Origin of the sequence: Streptomyces lothianensis (assembly GCF_047779955.1) — a bacterium.
Lineage (GTDB): Bacteria > Actinomycetota > Actinomycetes > Streptomycetales > Streptomycetaceae > Streptomyces.
Genome location: NZ_JBLMKT010000062.1, coordinates 39,837 through 60,044, shown reverse-complemented (window position 1 = coordinate 60,044; position 20,208 = coordinate 39,837). Strand labels below are relative to the sequence as shown.

Sequence of the window (20,208 nt, the reverse complement as noted above, 5' to 3'; positions counted from 1 at the left end):
CAGGAGGACACGGTGACCTATCGCCTCTTCGGTCTCGAAGTCATCCGCACGCAGCACCTCTCGCCGTCGATGGCGCGCGTCACCTTCGCCGGGTACGGCGAGGACGCGGGCCTGACGTCCTTCGTCTCGGGCGGGCTCGACCAGAGCCTCTCCCTCTTCCTGCCGCGGCCCGGCCAGTCGGAGCCGGTGCTTCCGCCGGAGCAGGAGCCGGGCGCCTGGTACCTGGCGTACCGCGCGATGCCGGACGAGGAGCGTGCCGTGATGCGCTCGTACACCGTGCGCGCCCAGCGCCCCGAGGCGGGCGAGGTCGACATCGACTTCGCGCTGCACGAGGACGGCGGCCCCGCCTGCGTATGGGCCGAACAGGCCACGCCCGGCGACCGCGTCAAGGTGCTCGGCCCGGCGGAGGCCGAGAACAGCGGCATCCGCTTCCGGCTGCCCGAGTCCGCGCCCTGGCTGCTCCTGTGGGCCGATGAGACAGCCCTTCCCGCCGCCTCCGCGATCCTCGAATCGCTGCCGGCCGGCCTCCCGGTGCGGGCGTTCTTCGAGGTCCCGTACGCCGCCGACGAGCTGAGTCTCCACACCGCCGCGGACCTGGAGACGGTCTGGCTCGCCCGCGAGCGGGGCGAGACCGCCCTCGACGCGCTCCGCTCGGCGGAGGCGCTGCCCGCCGGTGCTCCGTACATCTGGCTCGCGGGCGAGGCGGGCGCGATGAAGCAGATCCGCCGCCATCTCATCAACGACCGCGGCTACCACCGCCGTTCCATCAGCTTCACCGGCTACTGGCGCCGAGGCGCCAGCGAGGACCGGCTGCGCGACGAGGCGATGGCGGGCACCCCGGAGCCCGAGGAGCCCGAGGAGTCCGAGCGGTCCGCGGCGGACTGACCGTCGGGCCACCCCCGCACGGACCGTGGTGCGCAGGCCGGTGCGGGGCCGGGTGTCAGAATCGACCCCATGGCGGAAATCATCCAGCGCGACGGAACCTGGACCTTCGACGGCGACACGCTGCGGCTCGTGCCCGGGCACGACAAGAGCGTCGGTCTGCTGCGCAAGACACTGGGTGAACTGGAGGTCCCTGTCACGGCGTTGGCAGGGATCTCCTTCGAGCAGGGCAAGAAGCAGGGCAGGCTCCGACTGCGGCTGCGGGAGGGCGCGGATCCGCTCACGCAGGTCACCGGGGGCAGTCTGGCGGATGGGGCCGATCCGTACCGGCTGAGCGTCGATTCCGACCGCCGGGGTGTCGCCGAGTACTTCGTGGACGAGGTGCGCAACGCGCATCTGTTGGAGCAGGTCCCGGCGGGCCCCTGCACCTCGTACCTCCTGGCGGGACCCGCCGTGCCGCTGTCGGTGAGCGCCGGCGACGGCACCGCGAGTTTCGACGGGGAGCGGGTGCGCCTGGAGTGGAAGTGGACGACGGAGGAGGCCAAGGCGGCCGCCGGCACCCGCACGATCGCTCTGGACGAGATCGAGGGTGTGGAGTGGCAGCCGTCCGCGGGCCTGGAGAACGGCTATCTGCGCTTCCGGGTCCGCGGCGCCACGACGGAGGCCCCGCCGAAGTACGACCCGAACGCGGTCGACCTCTTCGGTTTCAAGAAGGACCCGCTGATGTCCCTGATCGCGGCGGCCGTGCAGGCACGCCTCCCCCACCCGGCCGCGGCGGCCGCCGGCCCGGAGCCCGTGAACTCCCTCGACGCGTCGCCCGCGGGCGACGACCACGATGTGCTGCTCCGCCGACTCCGCGAACTGGGTGAACTTCATAAAACCGGCATATTGACCGATGAAGAGTTCACGCTCGCCAAGCAGGCCGTGCTGAAGCGGCTATGAATCCATCCAGAAAACGCCGAGTCCTGCCCGAAACCGGGCAGGATTCTTGCGAAGCCGCCTTCGATCCTCCAGGATCAGGCAAATGCACGACGACCTCGTTGATCACCTGACCCGCAGCACCCCGCTCCAGCGGGGCGAAGCGCTGCGCGTGATCCAGGACGTCCTCGCCTACTTCGACGAGACGACCGAAGCGTTCGTCCGTCGCCGCCACCGCGAGCTCCAGGCCCAGGGCCGGGTGAACGCGGCCATCTTCGAGCAGATCGCCACCGATCTGAAGTACCGCGCGGTCGCACCCCCGGAGCTGTCCCTCCGCCAGCTGCGCCGCATCGTCTACGGCTGAACCGCCTGCGACCAGACACCACCACTCGACCCGAAGGAACCCTCACATGTGCGGAATCGTCGGTTATATCGGCAAACGAGACGTGGCTCCCCTCCTCCTGGAAGGCCTCCAGCGCCTGGAGTACCGCGGCTACGACTCGGCCGGCCTCGTCGTCACCAGCCCGAAGACCTCGGGCCTGAAGATGGTCAAGGCCAAGGGCCGGGTGCGCGACCTGGAGGCCAGGGTCCCCGCCCGTTTCAAGGGCACGACCGGCATCGCCCACACGCGTTGGGCCACCCACGGCGCCCCCTCCGACGAGAACGCCCACCCGCACATGTCGGCCGACAACAAGGTCGCCGTCGTGCACAACGGCATCGTCGACAACGCCGATGATCTGCGTGCCCGGCTGACCGCCGAGGGCGTCGACTTCGTCTCCGAGACCGACACCGAGGTGCTCACCCACCTCATCTCCCGCTCCGAGGCCGAAACCCTGGAGGAGAAGGTCCGCGAGGCCCTGCGGGTCGTCGAGGGCACCTACGGCATCGCCGTCATGCACGCCGACTTCGCCGACCGCATCGTCGTGGCCCGCAACGGCTCGCCCGTCGTGCTCGGCATCGGCGACAAGGAGATGTTCGTCGCCTCGGACGTCGCCGCGCTCGTCTCGCACACCCGCCAGGTCGTCACCCTCGACGACGGCGAGATGGCCACCATCAAGGCCGACGACTTCCGTACGTACACGACGTCCGGCACCGTGACGACCGCCAGCCCCACCACCGTGGAGTGGGAGGCCGAGTCGTACGACATGGGCGGCCACGACACGTACATGCACAAGGAGATCAGCGAGCAGCCCGACGCGGTCGACCGTGTGCTGCGCGGCCGGATCGACGACCGCTTCTCCACCGTGCACCTGGGCGGCCTCAACCTGGACCCGCGCGAGGCCCGGCAGATCCGCCGCATCAAGATCCTCGGCTGCGGCACCTCGTACCACGCGGGCCTGATCGGCGCCGGTCTGATCGAGGAGCTGGCCCGTATCCCCGCCGACTCCGAACCGGCCTCCGAGTTCCGCTACCGCAACCCGGTCGTCGACCCCGACACCCTCTACATCGCGGTCTCGCAGTCCGGTGAGACCTATGACGTGCTCGCGGCCGTGCAGGAGCTCAAGCGCAAGGGCGCCCGCGTCCTCGGCGTGGTGAACGTCGTCGGTTCGGCGATCGCCCGCGAGACCGACGGCGGTGTGTACGTGCACGCCGGGCCCGAGGTCTGCGTCGTCTCCACGAAGTGCTTCACCAACACGGTCACCGCCTTCGCGCTGCTCGCCCTGCACCTCGGCCGGATCCGGGACCTCTCGGTCGCCGACGGCAAGCGGATCATCGAGGGGCTGCGCCGCCTGCCCGGCCAGATCCAGGACATCCTCAAGCAGGAGGACGAGATCCGGAAGCTGGCGCAGCGGTACGCGGACGCCAAGTCGATGATGTTCATCGGCCGGGTCCGTGGCTACCCGGTCGCCCTCGAGGCCTCGCTGAAGCTCAAGGAGATCTCGTACATCCACGCCGAGGCCTACCCGGCCTCGGAGCTCAAGCACGGCCCGCTCGCCCTGATCGAGCCCTCGCTGCCGACCGTCGCGATCGTCCCGGACGACGACCTCCTGGAGAAGAACCGCGCCGCCCTGGAAGAGATCAAGGCCCGCAGCGGCAAGATCCTCGCGGTCGCGCACCAGGAGCAGGAGAAGGCCGACCACACCATCCTGGTCCCGAAGAACGAGACCGAGCTGGACCCGATCCTGATGGGCATCCCGCTGCAGATCTTCGCGTACCACACGGCGCTGGCCCTGGGCCGGGACATCGACAAGCCGCGGAACCTGGCGAAGTCGGTGACGGTGGAGTAGTCCCGTCTGCTCCGGTGGAGCAGTCCCGTCCGCTCCGGTGGAGCAGTCCGGCCTGATCCATGCGAACGACCCCCTGGCGTGCCACCGACGCCAGGGGGTCGTTCTCGTACGGGCCGGAGCCGCCCATGCCCCGGCCCGTCGGCTGCTCAGCCGGCGGCCGTCACTCCCCGGCCGGCAGCGCGTCCGGAGAGGGCAGGCCACTTGGCGAGAGCCGCCGTCGCGCCGTACCAGGCGACCGCACCCGCCGCGACACCCGCCCAGCCGCCGACCTTGGCGAGCGCCTCGGAGCCGCCGAAGGAGGCGATGGCGAGCAGGAGCAGGGACAGGGCGGTCAGCCCGTACATGCCCTGGCCGAGCAGGCCACCACCGGCCGCCCCGAGGGTCAGGCTGAGCGCGAGGAGAGCGAAGAGCAGCAGGAAGAGACCTGCCGCATTGGCCGAGGCCGCGACGTCGGCGGTGCCCCAGGTGAACCAGAGGGCGCCGAGAGAGGCGAAGGCGGTGCCGGTGAACGAGTCACGCTCGCGGAACGCGAGCAGACCGGCGATGAAGAGCGCTATACCGCCGACGTAGGTCGCGACGGACATGGCGTCCGCGGCTGTCACGCCTTCGATCACTTCCGCGTGACCGAGGCCGAAGGCCAGCAGGGTCACGCCGAGCGCCAGACGGCCGAGAGTGGAGGTGGTGGTGGTGCTTCCCGCGGAGACTTCGTTGTCCACGGCGGGCTCCCTTCGAGTGTGCAGTCGTGCTGCGTGGGGCCGGCTCGTACGGTTGGGCCGGCGAGCTTTATGTACCCTTCACAAGGGCACAAACCACCTCTACCGGGCGGTAGATTCGTCGAACGCCAGAGGGAAGTTGAGGCTTCGAACGCCCCATCTCACCTGGGACAAAGGGAAGTTACGGAAGCGCAACGGCGACAGGGGCACAAGCCGACAGCACGGGAGCCGCAGGAGCCACAGGAGCCACAGGCGCGCCACGGGGGGCCGCAGGCTCGCCACGGGTGCCGCGGGCACGCTACGGGAGCCGCGGGCACGCTACGGGATGACGACGACCGGGCGCTGCGCGCGCTTCGCGAGCCGCCCCGCGACCGAGCCGAAGATCCGGCCCACGATGCCGTGTGTACAGCCGACGACGATCGCATCGGCCTCGTACTCCCGGCCGACCTCCTCCAGCTCGTGGCAGATGTCGCCGCCGCGCTCGACGAGGATCCAGGAGACCTCGGAGAGATAGTCCGCGCAGGCGAGTTCGAGACCGAGCACCTCGGTGCGGTGATCGGGCACGTCCACGAAGACGGGCGGTTCGCAGCCCGCCCACACCGTGGTGGGCAGCCTGTTGGCCACATGGACGATGATCAGCGCGGAGGAGGAGCGGCGCGCCATGCCGATGGCGTACGAGAGGGCGCGTTCGCTGGAGGTCGAGCCGTCGAAGCCGACGACGACGCCATGGCGGAAGGCGGGATCGCAGGTCCTGCGCAGTTCCTCCGCGGCGAGCGGCTCGCCTGCGAAGGCCGCGGCCTCATCGGGCTCGGCGACCTGGCGCTTGCGGGGCGCGGGTTCGGGATATTCGTGACCGGCCATCGGAGTCTCGGGAAGGTGGGCCCTCCGGGAGAGGGCGGCGGAGCGGGGACGATCTGGTGCGGGCTCAGAACGTGTACGGCTCAAGGAGCAGGGTCGGCGAAGGGGTACCTCGGAGCAGTGTCCGGGAATCATCTTCCCAACCCGTATACCCCAAGGGTACGGCGACACTCCTCTCCTGCCCAGGCTTCGCAGGGGCTCCCCCGCGGCGTTCCAGGAGCATGCCGGAGGGCTGCCCGGATCGCAATGGTCCCTGTCTCCTACAGCCTTCTGCCGGGCTCGTCGCAACCGACGAAGGGGCCGTCGTGACGCCTGCCGGGGTGCGCTTCCACGGCCGGACGCCAAGATCCACTCCCTCTGCCGGGGGAGCTCGCGACGGCGGGAGCCGGGGGCGACCGGTTCACGCTGTGCGCCGTCCGGAAACCGTCGTGCGCCCCCGTCGCTTTTCAGCCAAACTCGCGAGTAGGCCCCGACGTGCCCCCTCAGGGCCCCGAACCCCCGTACCACCAGCGGAAAGAGCCCTCCGGACCCCCTGGCCACCCCACGCGGACCGGCCATGGGCGAAAGGCGGACTTCCCTGCGGAGCTGCGGAGTGCGAGGCTTCGTGATCGAAAGCTTCGCGCCAAGTTGCCTTGTCGACAATGCAGTCCGGGTCGAACTGGTCACGCCGGCACCATCGGACACAGTAGATTCGATCATGACCGTCCGGGCGGGGGACTCGTTGCGAGGGGAATCGTGCAGGAGCGACGTCGCGACCAAGCAGAACGCCGACACGCAAGGGGTGCCGAAACCACCGAGGGGGGCTTAGCACCATGAGCCACGACTCCGCCGCACCGGAGACAAGTCGAAAGCTCTCCGGCCGCCGGCGCCGGGAAATCGTCGCCGTCCTGCTGTTCAGCGGCGGGCCCATCTTCGAGAGTTCCATCCCCCTGTCCGTGTTCGGCGTGGACCGCCAGGACGCCGGGGTGCCGCGCTACCGCCTGCTCGTCTGCTCCGGCGAGGACGGGCCGCTGCGCACCACGGGCGGGCTCGAGCTCACCGCCCCGTACGGCCTGGAGGCCATCGCGCGGGCCGGCACCGTCGTCGTACCGGCCTGGCGCTCGATCACCGCGCCGCCACCACAGAGCGCCCTCGACGCGCTGCGCCGCGCACACGAGGAAGGCGCGCGGATCGTCGGCCTGTGCACGGGCGCGTTCGTCCTCGCGGCGGCCGGACTCCTCGACGCGCGTCCGGCGACCACACACTGGATGTACGCGCCGACGCTGGCCAAGCGCTATCCCTCCGTCCATGTGGACCCGCGCGAGCTCTTCGTCGACGACGGCGACGTGCTCACCTCCGCCGGGACCGCGGCCGGCATAGACCTCTGTCTGCACATCGTGCGCAGCGACCACGGAGCGGACGCGGCCGGAGCCCTGGCCCGCCGTCTCGTCGTACCGCCGCGCCGCCCCGGCGGTCAGGAGCGCTACCTCGACAGGTCTTTACCGGAGGAGATCGGCGCGGACCCGCTCGCCGAGGTCGTCTCCTGGGCACTGGAGCACCTCCACGAACAGTTCGACGTCGAAACGCTGGCGGCCCGCGCGTACATGTCGCGCCGGACCTTCGACCGCCGATTCCGCTCCCTGACCGGCTCGGCACCGCTGCAGTGGCTCATCACCCAGCGTGTCCTGCAGGCCCAGCGGCTCCTGGAGACCTCCGACTACTCGGTCGACGAGGTCGCGGGCCGCTGCGGCTTCCGCTCCCCGGTCGCGCTGCGCGGCCACTTCCGGCGCCAGCTGGGATCCTCGCCCGCCGCGTACCGGGCCGCCTACCGGGCGCGCCGGCCGCAGAGTGAGCAGCGGGCGGGCGAAGCGGCCGAGGGGACGATCCCGCCCCAGTCCCGTCGTACGGCGGCACCCTCGGCGCCGGGGATAACACCGGCACCGGCACCGGCGGCGGACCGGCTTGACCGCCACGACCGCCTGGACCGTCCCGACCGCCCGGATCGTCCCGACCGGATGGACCACCTGGAGGCCCGCCACGACCGCCACGACCGTCAGGGCGAAGGCACCCCGGACCCGGACGAACCGGGTTCCGACGCCTTCGCCCCCGGGACCTCGGGCCGTCAGGCGCTGCCCGGGCGGCGGGAGCGCCCCGTAGGGTGAGGGCATGAACGACCGCATGGTGTGGATCGACTGCGAGATGACCGGGCTCTCGCTGACGGACGACGCACTCATCGAGGTGGCCGCGCTGGTCACCGACTCGGAACTGAACGTGCTCGGTGAAGGCGTGGACATCGTGATCCGCCCGCCGGACGCGGCGCTGGAGACGATGCCCGAGGTGGTGCGCCAGATGCACACCGCCTCGGGCCTCCTCGACGAGCTCGCGGACGGCACGACGCTGGCGGACGCAGAGGCCCAGGTCCTCGCGTACGTACGTGAGCACGTCAAGGACGCCGGCAAGGCGCCCCTGTGCGGGAACTCGGTCGGCACCGACCGCGGCTTCCTGCTCCGCGACATGCCCACGCTGGAGGACTACCTCCACTACCGCATCGTCGACGTCTCCTCGATCAAGGAGCTGGCACGGCGCTGGTACCCGCGGGCGTACTTCAACAGTCCGCCCAAGAACGGCAACCACCGGGCCCTCGCCGACATCCGCGAATCCATCACGGAGCTGCGCTACTACCGCGAGGCGGTCTTCGTCCCGCAGCCCGGCCCGGACTCGGACACGGCCCGCACGATCGCGGCTAAGCACGTCCGGCCTGCGGACGAGTCCTGAGCCCGGCTGATCCCCTCCGGGAAAAGGTGGGCGCGAGCACCCTCTCGGACCCTGTACACTTTTTCTCGGCCGGTCGGGAAAACGACCGGACATGGTGGGTGTAGCTCAGTTGGTAGAGCACCTGGTTGTGGTCCAGGTGGCCGCGGGTTCAAGTCCCGTCACTCACCCTGAAGGGTCAAGGCCCGGTCTGCGGAAGCAGGCCGGGCCTTGATCTTTGCCGGACTCCCGCGAAGACCATGGCCGCGGACCCGGCGAAGGTCGGGAGGTCTCCGCCGGGTCCGGAACCGATCCGGGTGCGCTGGGCACCCGTCACCCGGCCGACGGCGGAAGGGCCACGCGGGACGCGAGGAACTTCGGGGCCTGTTGGCAGTAGCTGTCCGCGATCAGTTCGGTGAGTTCGGTCCAGTCGGTGTGTCCGCCGAGCACGGCGGCGACCACGTTGCGGCCCCAGTCCAGCCGGAGGAACGGGAACCCGCCGGTGGTCAGGCCGAGCAGGTCGTCGGCAGGGACCCGGAAGGACAGCACGACCGGTTCCTGCCCCTCCGTCACGTATGGCGCGTAGAGCGGGTGGCGGTCCGGATCCGGGGAGTAGACATGGGCGAACGTGCGCTTGCGGATACGCCAGCGCACACCGATCCAGGCCGGTTCCTCGTACGATTCGGGCAGTTGGCGGCAGATGGGCCGGAGCCGGTCGAGGATCTCCGGCGGTACGTCTCCAGGGCTGGACATGGCCCGACACTAGCGCCGGCCGAGCCTCTCGTCCCCGGCCTCGGACGGCTCCCCGCATAATCCCCTCGTGAACACATCGAGGGCCACCTGGCGGAACACCACGCACGACTGGGCGAGCACCGTCGATCTCGGCCATCTGGAGCACATCCGCCGGCAGCCCGCCGTGTTCGCCCCCGGTGGCTGCCTGCACCTGATCCTGGAGGTCGTCGCATACGCGGCGGACGAAGCCGCTTCGGTAAACGGCGGAGCGTGCCGGATCACCCTGCAGCCGGACGGCTCGGTGACCGTCGCCGACGACGGGCGGGGCACGGATACGCGGGTCGACGAGCACGGGCGGATCGTGCGCAAGCCGGTCATGGCGACGAAGGACCTACGGTTCTTCGACCGCCCCGACGCCCCGGTCCTGCCGGACGGGCACCCGCGCCGGGGCATGTCCGTCGTCGCCGCGCTCAGCACCTGGCTCGTCCACACCAACCGCCGCCGCAGCGGCTCCTGGACGCAGCGGTACGAGTACGGGGTGCCCACCACGGATCTGCAGCCGATCGCCGATGAGGTCACGGGAACAACCGCCGCAAGCGGCACCACCACTGCAACCGGCACAACGGTCCGCTTCCTTCCCGGGGAGCCGTCCCGTACGGCACACGGCATCGCGGTCGACGCCCTGGCACGACAGGTCCGGGCCTGGCCACACCTCTGCGTCGGGATCGACGACCGCCGCGGCGCCGCCTGAAGCACCGCTCCGGACGGGGCGCCTGAAGCACCGCTCCGGACGGGGGCGGCTACTCCAGCAGCCGTTGCCTGATCAGCTCCATCACTTCCCCGCGGCTGCGCCTGCCGTTGTCGGCCGCGTTGAAGTGGTTGCCGATACGCACCGAGACGGCGAGCAGGCAACGGACCTCGACCTCGTCCTCGTCGGGGCAGAAGGTGGAGAACAGCGAACGCAGGTAGTCCATGCGGCGGTTGTCGACGCGGCGCAGGCGCTCGGCGACGGCCGCGTCCCGGCGGGCCCAGTCGCGGATCGCGATGTCGGCGGTGGTGCCCCGCACCGGCCCGTCGGTGGACGCGGCGACGAGAGCGAACAGGCGCTCCAGTCTGGCCCTGGCGTCTCCGCCACCGCTCTCCACCTCCTCGATGACGCCCTCGGCGACCTCGTACTCCCAGGTGTCGAGCATCTCGGCGAGCAGCGCGTCCCGGTTGCGGAAGTACCCGTAGAAGCCGCCCTTGCTGACGCCCAGCGCCTGCGCCAGCGCTTCGATCCGGACGGCTTCGGGGCCTCCTGCGACCAGGGCCCGCAGACCTTCCTCGATCCACTTGCCGCGTGGTGTGCGGGTCGCGCCCATGGTGTGTGGCTCCTCACGTCCCCGCCGAGTATACGGTGCCGTATAGACGGGTCTACGCTCGATCTATACGCCACCGTATAGACAGGGGTCAGCTCATGCGACTTCCCCGGACCGCCCACACGGACCGCCCCTGGCGGATCCACGACATCGCCGACGACTTCACAGTCGAGGACGTGTGGGCACTGCCCACCCCCGGCGGACCCGACGATTTCGTGTGGCTGGTACGCCAGATGGCCGAAGGAATGAGCGACGGGGTGAAGGGGGAAGGCCCCGTCTCCCGCGCGCTCTTCGCCATCCGCTGGAAGCTCGGAGCGCTGCTCGGCCTGGACAGGCCGGGCACGGGCGTCGGCGCCCGGCTGCCCTCCCTCAGCGAACGGTTGCCGACGGATCTCCGCGAAGGCCCCCGGGGCCCCGACCTCGGCTCGTCCCCGTTCACCTCCCTCTACCAGCGGCACGACGAGTGGGCCGCCGAGATGGGAAACAGGACCGTGCACGCCGTGATGCACATCGGCTGGGTCCCGGACGGCTCCGGCGGCCACCGCGGCCAGATGGCCGTACTGGTGAGACCGAACGGCCTGTTCGGCGCCCTCTACATGGCCACCATCAAGCCCTTCCGGTACCTCGGGGTGTACCCGGCACTGATGCGTTCCATCGGCCGCGAGTGGCAGGCGAACGCCGCCGAACGGAGCGCGCACTGACCGGGGCCCGGAACCCACCACGGCCCGCAACCCGGGACGCTCTCCGACGGGGCATCACGAGGACGGCCCGGTCGCTCAGTCCGCCCGCCGGAAGCGGTACGGCTCCCCGTCCGGCCGGCCGGTCGGTACCGCCTCCAGGGTGTCGCCGTCCAGGACGACGTCCAGGCTCACCGGCACGCCGACCGTCAGGCATCGGGACTCGAACGCGATCCGGAACTCGCCGTCCCCCTCCCCGGCCGTCACCTCCGCGTTCCCGCACAGGTCGGAGGGGGAAGTGCCGAGTATCGCCTCGCCGTCCTCGTCGACCCGGATGATCGCCCGGTCCCCGAAGTCGGAGAACCCCCGGGGCTGCGGCCCGTCCGCCACCCACTCCCCGACCAGCGGATCCACCTCCTGGGAACACCCTCCGAGCAGCAGCCCGGCCACGAGAACGGCGGTCACGGTGCGGGTTCGGCGCATGCGGGTCTCCCAGGGCGCTACGACAGGCCGGCCCGCATTCAAGCAGACCCGAGGGGCGCCCGGAAACGGGACCGAAAGCCCCCTGAGCGAAGGCGCGTTCGCCGTGCGCACCGCCCCTCGGGACCGAACACGCGGAACAGGCGGGCGAGCGGCGGGCGGGCTCGTCACTCGCCATGCGGGAAGCCCGTCACTCGCCATACGGGAAGCCCGTCACTCGCCATGCAGGAAGCCCGTCACTTGCCATGTGGGAAACTCATCACTTTCCGCACCGGAAACCAGAGGCTACTCTTTCCACCATGGAAACCAACGGGGTACGACCGACAGCAGAACAGGCGCGTTCCGCGCTGGCCGAGACCGAGCAGATCCAGGCCTCCACGGCGGCGCGCTCGGCCACGCCCTGGCCGACCTGGTTCTTCATCACACTCACGCTCTACATCGCCGCCCTCCCGATCACCTACGGTGGCGCCATGGCCGACCCGGACTGGCTGCTTCCCGGCCCCGCCTGGGTGGGCATACTGCTCGCGAGCACCGCGTTGTACATGGCGCTCTTCGCCGTCGCCGCCAGGAAGTGGCGCGTCAAGACCGGCGTGGCGCTGCGGCTGGACGTGCTGCCGAAGCGGGCGACCGTGCCGCTCGCCGTCGGCCTGCCCATGCTGCTGGTGGGCGCACCCGTCGCGTTCCGCGCCACCGGATGGGCGGGCTGGCTGATCGCGGCCTCGGTGGCCGGTGCCGCCGTGTCCGTCGGCTTCCACCTCGCCTTCGTCCGCCTACACCGGAAGACCGCATGAGCGCCGGTTCCCGCGATCCCCTGGAGGGGTTCGACACCACAGTCCACGCCCCGAACCGGCTGCGTATCTGCGCCCTCCTCGCCACTGCGGGCGAGGCGGAGTTCGGCCTGGTCCAAACGCAACTCGGCCTCTCCGCCTCCGCGCTGAGCAAGCACGTCACCGCGCTGATGGACGCCGGCTACGTCGAGCAGCGCAAGGCCGTCCGCGACACCCGGCAGCGCGTGTGGCTCCGCCTGACCCGGCAGGGCCGGGCTGCCTACCAGGGGCACCTCGCGGCGCTGCGGGCGATCGTGGGGACGTCGGATCCGGCTCTGTGACGGCCGAGGCGGGCTGCGAGACTGCCGTCATGGACTCGACTGCTGCCGCGACATCCGCGGACTCCCCCACCTACGAAGACGTCATCCGCGCCCACGAGCGCATCGCCGGGCACGCTCACCGGACGCCCGTGCTCACCTCGCGGCTGGTCGACCAGGAGAGCGGGGTGCGGTTCTTCTTCAAGGCGGAGAATCTGCAGCGCATGGGGGCGTTCAAGTTCCGCGGGGCGTTCAACGCGCTCTCGCGCTTCGACCGGGAGCAGCGGCGGGCCGGGGTGGTGGCGTTCTCGTCGGGGAACCACGCGCAGGCCGTGGCGCTTTCGGCGAGTCTGCTCGGGATCCCGGCGACCATCGTGATGCCGCATGACGCACCGGCGGCGAAGGTGGCGGCCACGCGTGGCTACGGGGCCGAGATCGTCTCGTACGACCGTTACCGCGAGGACCGGGAGGCGATCGGGAAGGCGCTGGCGGCCGAGCGGGGACTGACGCTTGTGCCGCCCTACGACCATCCGGATGTGATGGCCGGGCAGGGCACCGCGGCGAAGGAGCTCTTCGAGGAGGTCGGGGAGCTCGACGCGCTGTTCGTGCCGCTGGGCGGGGGCGGGCTGCTGTCCGGCACACTGCTCGCGGCCGGTGCTCTCTCGCCGCGGTGCGCGGTCTACGGCGTGGAGCCGGAGGCCGGGAACGACGGACAGCAGTCGCTGCGCAAGGGCGAGATCGTGCATATCGACACGCCGCAGACGATCGCCGACGGGGCGCAGACACAGCATCTGGGACAGCAGACGTTCCCGGTGATCCGGGAGCGGGTGACCGATGTGCTGACGGCGAGCGATGCACAACTGGTCGACGGGGTGAGGCTGTTCGCCGCACGGATGAAGACCGTGGTGGAGCCGACGGGCTGTCTCGGCTTCGCCGCGGCCCTGGAGCGCGCGGCCGAGCTGCGCGGGCAGCGGGTCGGGGTCATCCTGAGCGGCGGGAATGTGGACCTCGCGCGGCTCGGGGAGTTTCTGGGCGGGGGCGGGGGCGAGGGAGGGGCCGGTCGCTGACGGGGCTCGCGCGGGCCGCTCAGGAAGAGGCCCGGATCACCAGTTCCGTCGGCAGTACGAGCTGTTCGCGGGCCATCCGGCGGGAGGACGGGCCGTGGTGGGCGGCCACCGCGGCGATCTCGTCGAGCAGCAGCCGGGTCATCGCCTGGCCCATCTCCTCGGTCGGCTGGCGAACGCTCGTCAGCGGCGGGTCCATGTGGCGGGCGATGGCCGAGTCGTCGAAGCCGACGAGCGCCACGTCGTCGGGGATGCGGCGGCCGGCCTCGCGCAGCACCTGGCGGGCGCCGGAGGCCATCACGTCCGATGCGGCGAAGACCGCGTCCAGGTCGGGGCGTTCTTCGAGCAGCCGCTGCATCGAGCGACGGCCGCCTTCCTCGGTGAAGTCGGCGGGTGCGACGAGGGATTCCTCGGCGGGCAGTCCGGCCGCCGCGAGCGCCGCGCGGTAGCCGTCGAGGCGTCGCTGGGCGCCGTAGACGTCGAGGCGGCCGGTGATGGTGGCGATGCGGGTGCGGCCGCGGCTCAGGAGGTGGTCGATGGCTGCTTTCGCGCCCTCGAAGTTGTCGGAGTCGACGGAGGTGAGGGGCTCGGAGGCGGAGCGGCGGCCGCTGACGACGGCGGGTATGCCGAGCTGTTCGATCAGCTCGGGCAGTGGGTCGTCGGCGTGCACGGAGACAAGGAGGACGCCGTCGACGCGCTGGGCGGCCAGGTACTGGGCCAGGCGCCGGCGTTCGCGGGCTTTGCTCGCGAAGGTGAGCAGAAGCTGCACCTCGGTGTCGGCGAGCGCGTCGCCGACACCGTGGATGATGTCCGAGAAGTAGGGCTCGGTGAAGAAGCGGCCTTCCGGTTCCGGGACGACCAGGGCGATCGCGTCCGTACGGTTCGCGGCGAGCGCGCGGGCCGCCGTGTTCGGTACGTAGCCGAGCTCGGCCACGGCGGCCTCGACGGCGGCGCGGGTGCGTTCGCTGACGCGGGGTGAGCCGTTGATGACGCGGGAGACCGTGCCGCGGCCGACGCCGGCGCGGGCCGCGACCTCTTCGAGCGTGGGCCTGCGCCCGCTCCCGGGCCGGCCCCCGGCCCGAGGTTGACGGATCGTCATCCCTGCCTCCCCATCGGCGTGCTGATCGTTTTGCGCCCGGCGTTCACCGTACGACCCTTTCGTACGTACGCGACGTACGACCGGCCCGTACGGGCGACTCGTCCGACAGATCCGTACGTACGGACGAAGCCCGGTCACCCGGGCGAAAACTAACAGCCGGATAACCGATCCGACTCCCTACGTCAGGTCCCTTGACACCCTTCGGCGCAGCCGCGACTCTTCAACTCATCACACATGGGAGCGCTCCCACCGTACCCGGCACCTACACAACCCGCACGTTCCCGCCCGAGCCGCACGTTGGATCACCCCCACAGCACGAGAGAGTTGGCTGGGAGTCGGAGCACGTCAGGGCACTAGGAGGACGCAATGCGCATGAGGCACCGAACGTCCCTTAAGGCGGTGGCCGTCGCGGCCGTCGCGGCATTGGGCGCGGGCCTGCTGGCCGGCTGTGCCGAGGACTCGGACGAGCCCGGCGGATCCGGCGACGGTGGCACGAAGGGCGGCAAGGGCAAGACCACCATCACCGTGGGGGTGTTCGGCGCCTTCGGCCTCAAGGAGGCGGGTCTCTACGAGCAGTACATGAAGGAGAACCCGGACATCGTCATCGAGCAGACCTCGGTGGAGCGGAACGAGAACTACTACCCGGCCCTGCTCACCCACCTGTCCACGGGCAGCGGACTCGCCGACATCCAGGCCGTCGAGGTCAACAACATCGCGGAGATCACCGCAACCCAGTCCGACAAGCTGATGGACCTGGGCAAGGCCGCGGGCGTGGACAAGAACGCCTTCCTGGACTGGAAGTGGCAGCAGGGCACCTCGAAGGACGGCAAGACCGTCGGCCTGGGCACGGACGTCGGCCCGCAGGGCATCTGCTACCGCAAGGACCTCTTCGAGAAGGCCGGGCTGCCCACCGAGCGCGAGGAGGTGGGCAAGCTGTGGGCAGGCGACTGGAACAAGTACCTCGAGGTCGGCAAGACCTTCGGGAAGAAGATGAAGGACACCGCCTTCGTCGACGGCGCCTCCAACGTGATGGCCGCCGTGCACGGCAGCAGCGCCAAGCGCTTCTACGACGAGGACGGCAACATCGTCTACAAGTCGAACCCGGTCATCAAGGAGGGCTGGGACCTCGCCGCCGAGTTCGCCGAGGCGGGTCTGTCGGCGAAGCTGCAGAGCTTCACCCCCGCCTGGGACCAGGGCTTCGCCAACGGTGACTTCGCCACGATCTCCTGCCCGGCCTGGATGCTCGGCTACATCCAGGACAAGGGCGGCGACGAGGCCAAGGGCAAGTGGGACGTGGCCTCCGCGCCCAAGCCCTCCAACTGGGGCGGCTCCTTCCTCGTCGTGCCCGAGGCCGGCAAGAACAAGAAGGAGGCCGCCAAGCTCGCCGCCTGGCTGACGGCCCCCGAACAGCAGGCGAAGCTCTTCACCGAGCGCGCCAGCTTCCCGAGCGCCAAGGCCGCCTACGACCTGCCCGCGGTCAAGAGCGCCCAGCACGCGTACTTCGGCAATGCGCCCATCGGCGAGATCTTCGCGCAGGCCGCCGAGGGCACGCCGGTGCAGATCCTCGGCCCGAAGGACCTGATCATCGCGCAGAATCTGGCGGACGTGGGCATGCTCCAGGTCGACCAGAAGGGGACCGACCCCGATGAGGCCTGGGACAAGGCAGTGAAGTCGATCGACAACGCACTGGATCAGTAGTGGTGAACCAGTACCGGTCCACCGCGGCCCCCCGAGGGGAGGGGGCCGCGGCCCCGCGTGTGGACAAGGCGCCCGCCCCGGCGCCGCCCGGCGGCAAGGAGCTCAGGTCCCGTGCGTGGCGCAGCCGGCGCTACCGCTGGGACATGAAGTTCAGCCCGTACGCGATGCTCACCCCGTTCTTCCTCTTCTTTCTCGCCTTCGGTCTCTTCCCGCTGCTCTACACCGGCTGGGCCTCCCTGCACCGGGTCTCCCTGACCGCGCCCAACGACATGGAGTGGGCGGGACTGCACAACTTCACCCGGCTGCTCGACGACGAATTCTTCTGGAACGCGCTGCAGAACACCGTCACCATCGGCCTCCTCTCGACGGTGCCGCAGCTGGTGATGGCGCTCGGCATCGCGCATCTGCTCAACTACCGGCTGCGCGGCTCCTGGTTCTTCCGGGTCGCGGTCCTCACCCCTTACGCCACGTCGGTGGCCGCGGCGACGCTGGTGTTCGTGCTGCTCTTCGGGCGCGACTACGGCATGTTCAACTGGGGTCTCGGGATGCTCGGGATCGACGGCATCGACTGGAAGAACGGGACGTGGACCTCGCAGCTCGCGGTCTCCACGATCGTGATCTGGCGCTGGACGGGCTACAACGCGCTGATCTATCTGGCCGCGATGCAGTCCATCCCCGACGATCTGTACGAGTCCGCGGCGCTGGACGGCGCCTCGCGCTGGCAGCAGTTCTTCCATGTGACGCTGCCCTCGCTGCGTCCCACGATCCTGTTCACCTGTGTCGTCTCCACGATCGGCGCGACCCAGCTCTTCGGTGAACCGCTGCTGTTCAACGACGGCGGCTCGCCGACCGGCGGATCGGACCACCAGTTCCAGACGCTCGGGCTCTACCTGTACGAACAGGGCTGGGTGAACCTCAACCTGGGCCGCGCCTCGGCCATCGCCTGGGCCATGTTCCTGATCCTGCTGGTCATCGCGGGCGTCAACTGGCTCGTCGCCCGTCGGCTCGCCAAGAGCGAAGGGAGGGCCCGATGAGCGCCACCGTCACCGACCGGGTGCCCCAGGACGAACAGCGGCGGCGGCTGCGTGGGGGCGGCACGCGTGGGCGGCGCGGGCTCGGCGGCCCGCGCAGGAGCAAGGCCGGCAAGACGCTGCACGGCGGCAAATGGACGTATCTCGTGCTGATCACCGTGACCGTGCTCTCGCTGTTCCCGCTGGTGTGGACGGCGATCGCGGCCTCGCGCAACAACACACGGCTCGCCCAGACACCGCCGCCCTTCTGGTTCGGCGGCAATCTCTTCAAGAACCTCGAGATCGCCTGGACCGACGCCAACATGGGCACGGCGCTGCTCAACACCACGATCGTGGCGGGGATCGCCTCCGCCGGGACCGTGCTGATCTCGACCCTGGCCGGGTTCGCCTTCGCCAAGCTGCGCTTCCGCTGGAAGAACTTCCTGCTCTTCTTCGTGATCGCCACGATGATGGTGCCGCCGCAGCTCAGTGTCGTACCGCTGTACATGCTGATCGCCGAGCTGTCCTGGACGGACCGGCTGCAGGCCGTGATCATGCCCTTCTTCGTCTGTGCCTTCGGGGTGTTCTTCATGCGGCAGTACCTGCTGCAGGCGCTGCCGGACGAACTGGTCGAGGCGGCGCGCGTGGACGGCGCGAGCAGTGGGCGGGTCCTGTGGCATGTCGTGTTCCCCGCGGCGCGGCCCGCCATGGCGGTGCTCGGGATGCTCACCTTCGTCCAGGCCTGGAACGACTTCTTCTGGCCGATCATCGCCCTCACCCAGAACGGGAACCCGACCGTACAGGTCGCACTCACCGGCCTCGGACGCGGATACATCCCCGACCAGTCGGTGATCATGGCAGGTGCGCTGCTCGGCACGCTGCCGCTGCTGCTCGCGTTCATCGTGTTCGGCAAGCAGATCGTGGGCGGGATCATGCAGGGGGCGGTCAAGGGGTAGGCGCTGCCACCCGGTTGCCCCTGCGCCGCCCTCCTCCCGCCGTCCTACCGCCCCGTCTCCTCATCACCTCCCCTTTCCCGTACACAGAATGGGAGCGCTCCCTTGCCTTCAGTCGAAGCATCCGAAACACTTTCGCCTTCGCCCTCGCGATCATCGTCACCTTCCTCTCCGTCTTCGTCGTCGTCTGCGGCATCACCTTCGTCGGCTCCGTCCTCGCCCTCCGCCGAGCCGGCCGCCGACGGGTCCCTCACCTTTCCGCCCGGCTTCCTGTGGGGCGCCGCCACCGCCGCGTACCAGATCGAGGGCGCCGCGCAGGCCGACGGGCGCACCCCCTCCATCTGGGACACCTTCAGCCGCACGCCGGGCAAGGTACTCGGTGGCGACACAGGGGATGTGGCCTGCGACCACTACCACCGCTTCCGTGACGACGTCCGCCTCATGGCCGAACTCGGCCTGGGTGCCTACCGGTTCTCCGTGTCCTGGCCGCGCGTGCAGCCCACCGGGCGCGGGCCCGCGGTGCAGCGCGGGCTCGACTTCTACCGCGCGCTGGTCGACGAGCTGCTCGAACACGGCATCACCCCGATGGCCACGCTCTACCACTGGGATCTGCCGCAGGACCTGGAGACCGCGTTCCCCAGCGGGTCCAGCGCGGGCGGCGGCTGGCCCGAGCGGGACACGGCGGAGCGGTTCGCCGAGTACGCCGGGATCGTGGGCGCCGCGCTCGGGGACCGGGTCGAACTGTGGTCCACCCTCAACGAGCCGTGGTGCAGTGCCTTTCTGGGATACGGCTCGGGGGTGCACGCGCCGGGACGCACCGATGATGTGGCGGCCCTGCGCGCGGCCCACCACCTCAACCTCGGGCACGGCCTCGCGGCCCAGGCCCTGCGCGCCGCGCTGCCGTCGCGGGCGGGCCTGGGGATCGCGCTCAACCCCAGTGCCGTACGGCCGTTGACCGACTCGGCCGAGGACCGGGACGCGCAGCGGCGGATCGACGCGCTCGCCAACCGGATCTTCAGCGGTCCCCTGCTCAAGGGGGCCTACCCGGCGGATCTGATCGCGGACACCTCGCATATCACCGACTGGTCCTTCGTACGCTCGGAAGACCTCACCGTCATCAAGCACCCCCTGGATTTCCTGGGCATCAACTACTACGCACCCGCGGTGGTCTCGGCCGCGAGCGATCCCGCCGCCCCTCGCCAGGACGGCCACAATGCGAGCTCCCACTCCCCCTGGCCCGGTGCGGACCAGGTGGCCTTCCACCGGGCGCCGGGCGAACTGACCGCGATGGAATGGCCGGTGGATCCGACCGGCCTCACGGACCTTCTCCTCGAATACACCGCTCAGGCTCCGGGGGTTCCACTCTTCGTGACGGAGAACGGGGCGGCGTTCGAAGACCGGGTGGGTGAGGACGGGCAGGTCCACGACCCGGACCGGGTCCGCTACCTGTACGGGCATCTGTCGGCCGTGCACGAGGCCCTGCGGCGGGGGGCGGACGTCCGCGGGTACTTCCTGTGGTCGCTGCTCGACAACTTCGAGTGGGCCTACGGCTACAGCAAACGCTTCGGTGCGGTGTACGTGGACTACGAGACGCAGTCCCGTACCCCCAAGTCCAGCGCGCACTGGTACGCCCGCGCGGCCCGCGAGGGCATGCTGCCGCCGCCGGGCTGAGTCCTCTGCCGCTCCGGTGATACGCGCCCGGCCGGCACAGGGGGCCGGCCGGG

Annotated in this window: 21 protein-coding genes and 1 tRNA gene; 16 read left to right on the top strand and 6 right to left on the bottom strand. The window is 70.3% G+C overall.

The window, feature by feature from the left end:
- The first annotated feature begins 12 nt into the window (after window positions 1–12).
- The 4 genes from ACLF6P_RS21400 (at window position 13) to glmS (ending at window position 4,028) form a co-directional block, all read left to right on the top strand.
- Complete coding sequence (locus ACLF6P_RS21400; RefSeq protein WP_415952245.1) at window positions 13–885, top strand: siderophore-interacting protein; 873 nt, start codon at window positions 13–15, stop codon at window positions 883–885.
- Between the two features lie 69 nt (window positions 886–954).
- A complete protein-coding gene (locus ACLF6P_RS21395) occupies window positions 955–1,824 on the top strand; it encodes a DUF4429 domain-containing protein (RefSeq protein WP_415952244.1) in 870 nt (289 codons plus the stop codon).
- Window positions 1,825–1,906: 82 nt separating this feature from the next.
- Entirely contained in the window at window positions 1,907–2,164 is a 258-nt protein-coding gene (locus ACLF6P_RS21390; protein WP_415952243.1) for a hypothetical protein, read from the top strand.
- 46 nt (window positions 2,165–2,210) lie between these two features.
- Window positions 2,211–4,028 (top strand): glutamine--fructose-6-phosphate transaminase (isomerizing), encoded by a 1,818-nt coding sequence (gene glmS, locus ACLF6P_RS21385; RefSeq protein WP_415952242.1) that lies wholly within the window; start codon window positions 2,211–2,213, stop codon window positions 4,026–4,028.
- A gap of 146 nt (window positions 4,029–4,174) precedes the next feature.
- Here glmS and ACLF6P_RS21380 read toward each other — a convergent pair whose 3' ends face one another.
- Together ACLF6P_RS21380 and ACLF6P_RS21375 are read right to left on the bottom strand one after the other, a co-directional pair.
- Window positions 4,175–4,744 (bottom strand): acetate uptake transporter, encoded by a 570-nt coding sequence (locus ACLF6P_RS21380; RefSeq protein ID WP_415952241.1) that lies wholly within the window; start codon window positions 4,742–4,744, stop codon window positions 4,175–4,177.
- Window positions 4,745–5,059: 315 nt separating this feature from the next.
- Window positions 5,060–5,602, bottom strand: coding sequence for a universal stress protein (locus tag ACLF6P_RS21375; protein ID WP_415952240.1), 543 nt, complete (start codon window positions 5,600–5,602; stop codon window positions 5,060–5,062).
- Between the two features lie 809 nt (window positions 5,603–6,411).
- Between ACLF6P_RS21375 and ACLF6P_RS21370 the strand changes: the two genes are divergently transcribed.
- The 3 genes from ACLF6P_RS21370 to ACLF6P_RS21360 all read left to right on the top strand — a co-directional run bounded on the left by ACLF6P_RS21370 (window position 6,412) and on the right by ACLF6P_RS21360 (window position 8,520).
- On the top strand, window positions 6,412–7,740 hold the full coding sequence (locus ACLF6P_RS21370) for a helix-turn-helix domain-containing protein (RefSeq protein WP_415952239.1): 1,329 nt from the start codon (window positions 6,412–6,414) through the stop codon (window positions 7,738–7,740).
- 4 nt (window positions 7,741–7,744) lie between these two features.
- Window positions 7,745–8,353 carry an oligoribonuclease gene (gene orn / locus ACLF6P_RS21365; protein WP_415952238.1) on the top strand — a complete coding sequence of 203 codons (609 nt, stop codon included), beginning with the start codon at window positions 7,745–7,747 and terminating at the stop codon, window positions 8,351–8,353.
- A 94-nt stretch (window positions 8,354–8,447) separates the two neighbouring features.
- Window positions 8,448–8,520 (top strand) — tRNA-His (locus ACLF6P_RS21360).
- Window positions 8,521–8,662: 142 nt separating this feature from the next.
- Here ACLF6P_RS21360 and ACLF6P_RS21355 read toward each other — a convergent pair.
- Window positions 8,663–9,082, bottom strand: a complete 420-nt coding sequence (locus ACLF6P_RS21355; RefSeq protein WP_415952237.1) for an MmcQ/YjbR family DNA-binding protein — start codon at window positions 9,080–9,082, stop codon at window positions 8,663–8,665.
- Window positions 9,083–9,149: 67 nt separating this feature from the next.
- On the opposite strand from ACLF6P_RS21355, the gene ACLF6P_RS21350 reads away from it, so the two are divergent.
- Window positions 9,150–9,812: an ATP-binding protein gene (locus ACLF6P_RS21350; RefSeq protein ID WP_415952236.1), complete on the top strand. Its 663-nt coding sequence runs from the start codon at window positions 9,150–9,152 to the stop codon at window positions 9,810–9,812.
- Window positions 9,813–9,861: 49 nt separating this feature from the next.
- Here the strand turns inward: ACLF6P_RS21350 and ACLF6P_RS21345 are convergent, their stop codons facing one another.
- The gene (locus tag ACLF6P_RS21345; protein ID WP_415952235.1) at window positions 9,862–10,422 is read right to left on the bottom strand and encodes a TetR/AcrR family transcriptional regulator; all 561 of its coding nucleotides are present in this window, start codon (window positions 10,420–10,422) and stop codon (window positions 9,862–9,864) included.
- Between the two features lie 95 nt (window positions 10,423–10,517).
- Here ACLF6P_RS21345 and ACLF6P_RS21340 point away from each other — a divergent pair, with 95 nt between their 5' ends.
- Window positions 10,518–11,120, top strand: coding sequence for a DUF2867 domain-containing protein (locus tag ACLF6P_RS21340; RefSeq protein ID WP_415952234.1), 603 nt, complete (start codon window positions 10,518–10,520; stop codon window positions 11,118–11,120).
- Window positions 11,121–11,195: 75 nt separating this feature from the next.
- Here ACLF6P_RS21340 and ACLF6P_RS21335 read toward each other — a convergent pair whose 3' ends face one another.
- On the bottom strand, window positions 11,196–11,579 hold the full coding sequence (locus tag ACLF6P_RS21335) for a fimbrillin family protein (protein ID WP_415952233.1): 384 nt from the start codon (window positions 11,577–11,579) through the stop codon (window positions 11,196–11,198).
- A gap of 296 nt (window positions 11,580–11,875) precedes the next feature.
- On the opposite strand from ACLF6P_RS21335, the gene ACLF6P_RS21330 reads away from it, so the two are divergent.
- Genes ACLF6P_RS21330 through ACLF6P_RS21320 form a run of 3 tightly spaced genes read left to right on the top strand, consistent with a single transcriptional unit; the run spans window position 11,876 to window position 13,727 of the window.
- Window positions 11,876–12,367, top strand: a complete 492-nt coding sequence (locus ACLF6P_RS21330; RefSeq protein WP_415952232.1) for a hypothetical protein — start codon at window positions 11,876–11,878, stop codon at window positions 12,365–12,367.
- Window positions 12,364–12,684 (top strand): transcriptional regulator, encoded by a 321-nt coding sequence (locus tag ACLF6P_RS21325; RefSeq protein ID WP_415952231.1) that lies wholly within the window; start codon window positions 12,364–12,366, stop codon window positions 12,682–12,684. The genes ACLF6P_RS21330 and ACLF6P_RS21325 overlap by 4 nt, the downstream gene beginning before the upstream one ends.
- Window positions 12,685–12,713: 29 nt before the next feature.
- Window positions 12,714–13,727 (top strand): threo-3-hydroxy-L-aspartate ammonia-lyase, encoded by a 1,014-nt coding sequence (locus ACLF6P_RS21320; RefSeq protein WP_415952229.1) that lies wholly within the window; start codon window positions 12,714–12,716, stop codon window positions 13,725–13,727.
- A 19-nt stretch (window positions 13,728–13,746) separates the two neighbouring features.
- On the opposite strand, the gene ACLF6P_RS21315 is transcribed toward ACLF6P_RS21320, so the two are convergent.
- Complete coding sequence (locus tag ACLF6P_RS21315; protein ID WP_415952227.1) at window positions 13,747–14,823, bottom strand: LacI family DNA-binding transcriptional regulator; 1,077 nt, start codon at window positions 14,821–14,823, stop codon at window positions 13,747–13,749.
- Between the two features lie 366 nt (window positions 14,824–15,189).
- Here ACLF6P_RS21315 and ACLF6P_RS21310 point away from each other — a divergent pair, with 366 nt between their 5' ends.
- The 4 genes from ACLF6P_RS21310 to ACLF6P_RS21295 all read left to right on the top strand — a co-directional run bounded on the left by ACLF6P_RS21310 (window position 15,190) and on the right by ACLF6P_RS21295 (window position 20,155).
- The gene (locus ACLF6P_RS21310; RefSeq protein ID WP_415952225.1) at window positions 15,190–16,521 is read left to right on the top strand and encodes an ABC transporter substrate-binding protein; all 1,332 of its coding nucleotides are present in this window, start codon (window positions 15,190–15,192) and stop codon (window positions 16,519–16,521) included.
- Between the two features lie 59 nt (window positions 16,522–16,580).
- The gene (locus ACLF6P_RS21305) at window positions 16,581–17,555 is read left to right on the top strand and encodes a carbohydrate ABC transporter permease (protein WP_415952223.1); all 975 of its coding nucleotides are present in this window, start codon (window positions 16,581–16,583) and stop codon (window positions 17,553–17,555) included.
- Window positions 17,552–18,487 (top strand): carbohydrate ABC transporter permease, encoded by a 936-nt coding sequence (locus ACLF6P_RS21300; protein WP_415952221.1) that lies wholly within the window; start codon window positions 17,552–17,554, stop codon window positions 18,485–18,487. Before ACLF6P_RS21305 ends, ACLF6P_RS21300 begins: the two co-directional genes overlap by 4 nt.
- 102 nt (window positions 18,488–18,589) lie before the next feature.
- Window positions 18,590–20,155, top strand: coding sequence for a GH1 family beta-glucosidase (locus ACLF6P_RS21295; protein ID WP_415952219.1), 1,566 nt, complete (start codon window positions 18,590–18,592; stop codon window positions 20,153–20,155).
- The last annotated feature ends 53 nt before the right edge of the window (window positions 20,156–20,208 follow it).

What these genes read in the sequence shown, in the direction of transcription:
- ACLF6P_RS21395 (WP_415952244.1), top strand. Translation starts at nt 955, where the DNA reads ATGGCGGAAATCATCCAGCGCGACGGAACCTGGACCTTCGACGGCGAC.
- ACLF6P_RS21390 (WP_415952243.1), top strand. Translation starts at nt 1,907, where the DNA reads ATGCACGACGACCTCGTTGATCACCTGACCCGCAGCACCCCGCTCCAG.
- glmS (WP_415952242.1), top strand. Translation starts at nt 2,211, where the DNA reads ATGTGCGGAATCGTCGGTTATATCGGCAAACGAGACGTGGCTCCCCTC.
- ACLF6P_RS21375 (WP_415952240.1), bottom strand. Translation starts at nt 5,602, where the DNA reads ATGGCCGGTCACGAATATCCCGAACCCGCGCCCCGCAAGCGCCAGGTC.
- ACLF6P_RS21370 (WP_415952239.1), top strand. Translation starts at nt 6,412, where the DNA reads ATGAGCCACGACTCCGCCGCACCGGAGACAAGTCGAAAGCTCTCCGGC.
- orn (WP_415952238.1), top strand. Translation starts at nt 7,745, where the DNA reads ATGAACGACCGCATGGTGTGGATCGACTGCGAGATGACCGGGCTCTCG.
- ACLF6P_RS21355 (WP_415952237.1), bottom strand. Translation starts at nt 9,082, where the DNA reads ATGTCCAGCCCTGGAGACGTACCGCCGGAGATCCTCGACCGGCTCCGG.
- ACLF6P_RS21345 (WP_415952235.1), bottom strand. Translation starts at nt 10,422, where the DNA reads ATGGGCGCGACCCGCACACCACGCGGCAAGTGGATCGAGGAAGGTCTG.
- ACLF6P_RS21340 (WP_415952234.1), top strand. Translation starts at nt 10,518, where the DNA reads ATGCGACTTCCCCGGACCGCCCACACGGACCGCCCCTGGCGGATCCAC.
- ACLF6P_RS21335 (WP_415952233.1), bottom strand. Translation starts at nt 11,579, where the DNA reads ATGCGCCGAACCCGCACCGTGACCGCCGTTCTCGTGGCCGGGCTGCTG.
- ACLF6P_RS21330 (WP_415952232.1), top strand. Translation starts at nt 11,876, where the DNA reads ATGGAAACCAACGGGGTACGACCGACAGCAGAACAGGCGCGTTCCGCG.
- ACLF6P_RS21325 (WP_415952231.1), top strand. Translation starts at nt 12,364, where the DNA reads ATGAGCGCCGGTTCCCGCGATCCCCTGGAGGGGTTCGACACCACAGTC.
- ACLF6P_RS21320 (WP_415952229.1), top strand. Translation starts at nt 12,714, where the DNA reads ATGGACTCGACTGCTGCCGCGACATCCGCGGACTCCCCCACCTACGAA.
- ACLF6P_RS21315 (WP_415952227.1), bottom strand. Translation starts at nt 14,823, where the DNA reads ATGACGATCCGTCAACCTCGGGCCGGGGGCCGGCCCGGGAGCGGGCGC.
- ACLF6P_RS21310 (WP_415952225.1), top strand. Translation starts at nt 15,190, where the DNA reads ATGCGCATGAGGCACCGAACGTCCCTTAAGGCGGTGGCCGTCGCGGCC.
- ACLF6P_RS21300 (WP_415952221.1), top strand. Translation starts at nt 17,552, where the DNA reads ATGAGCGCCACCGTCACCGACCGGGTGCCCCAGGACGAACAGCGGCGG.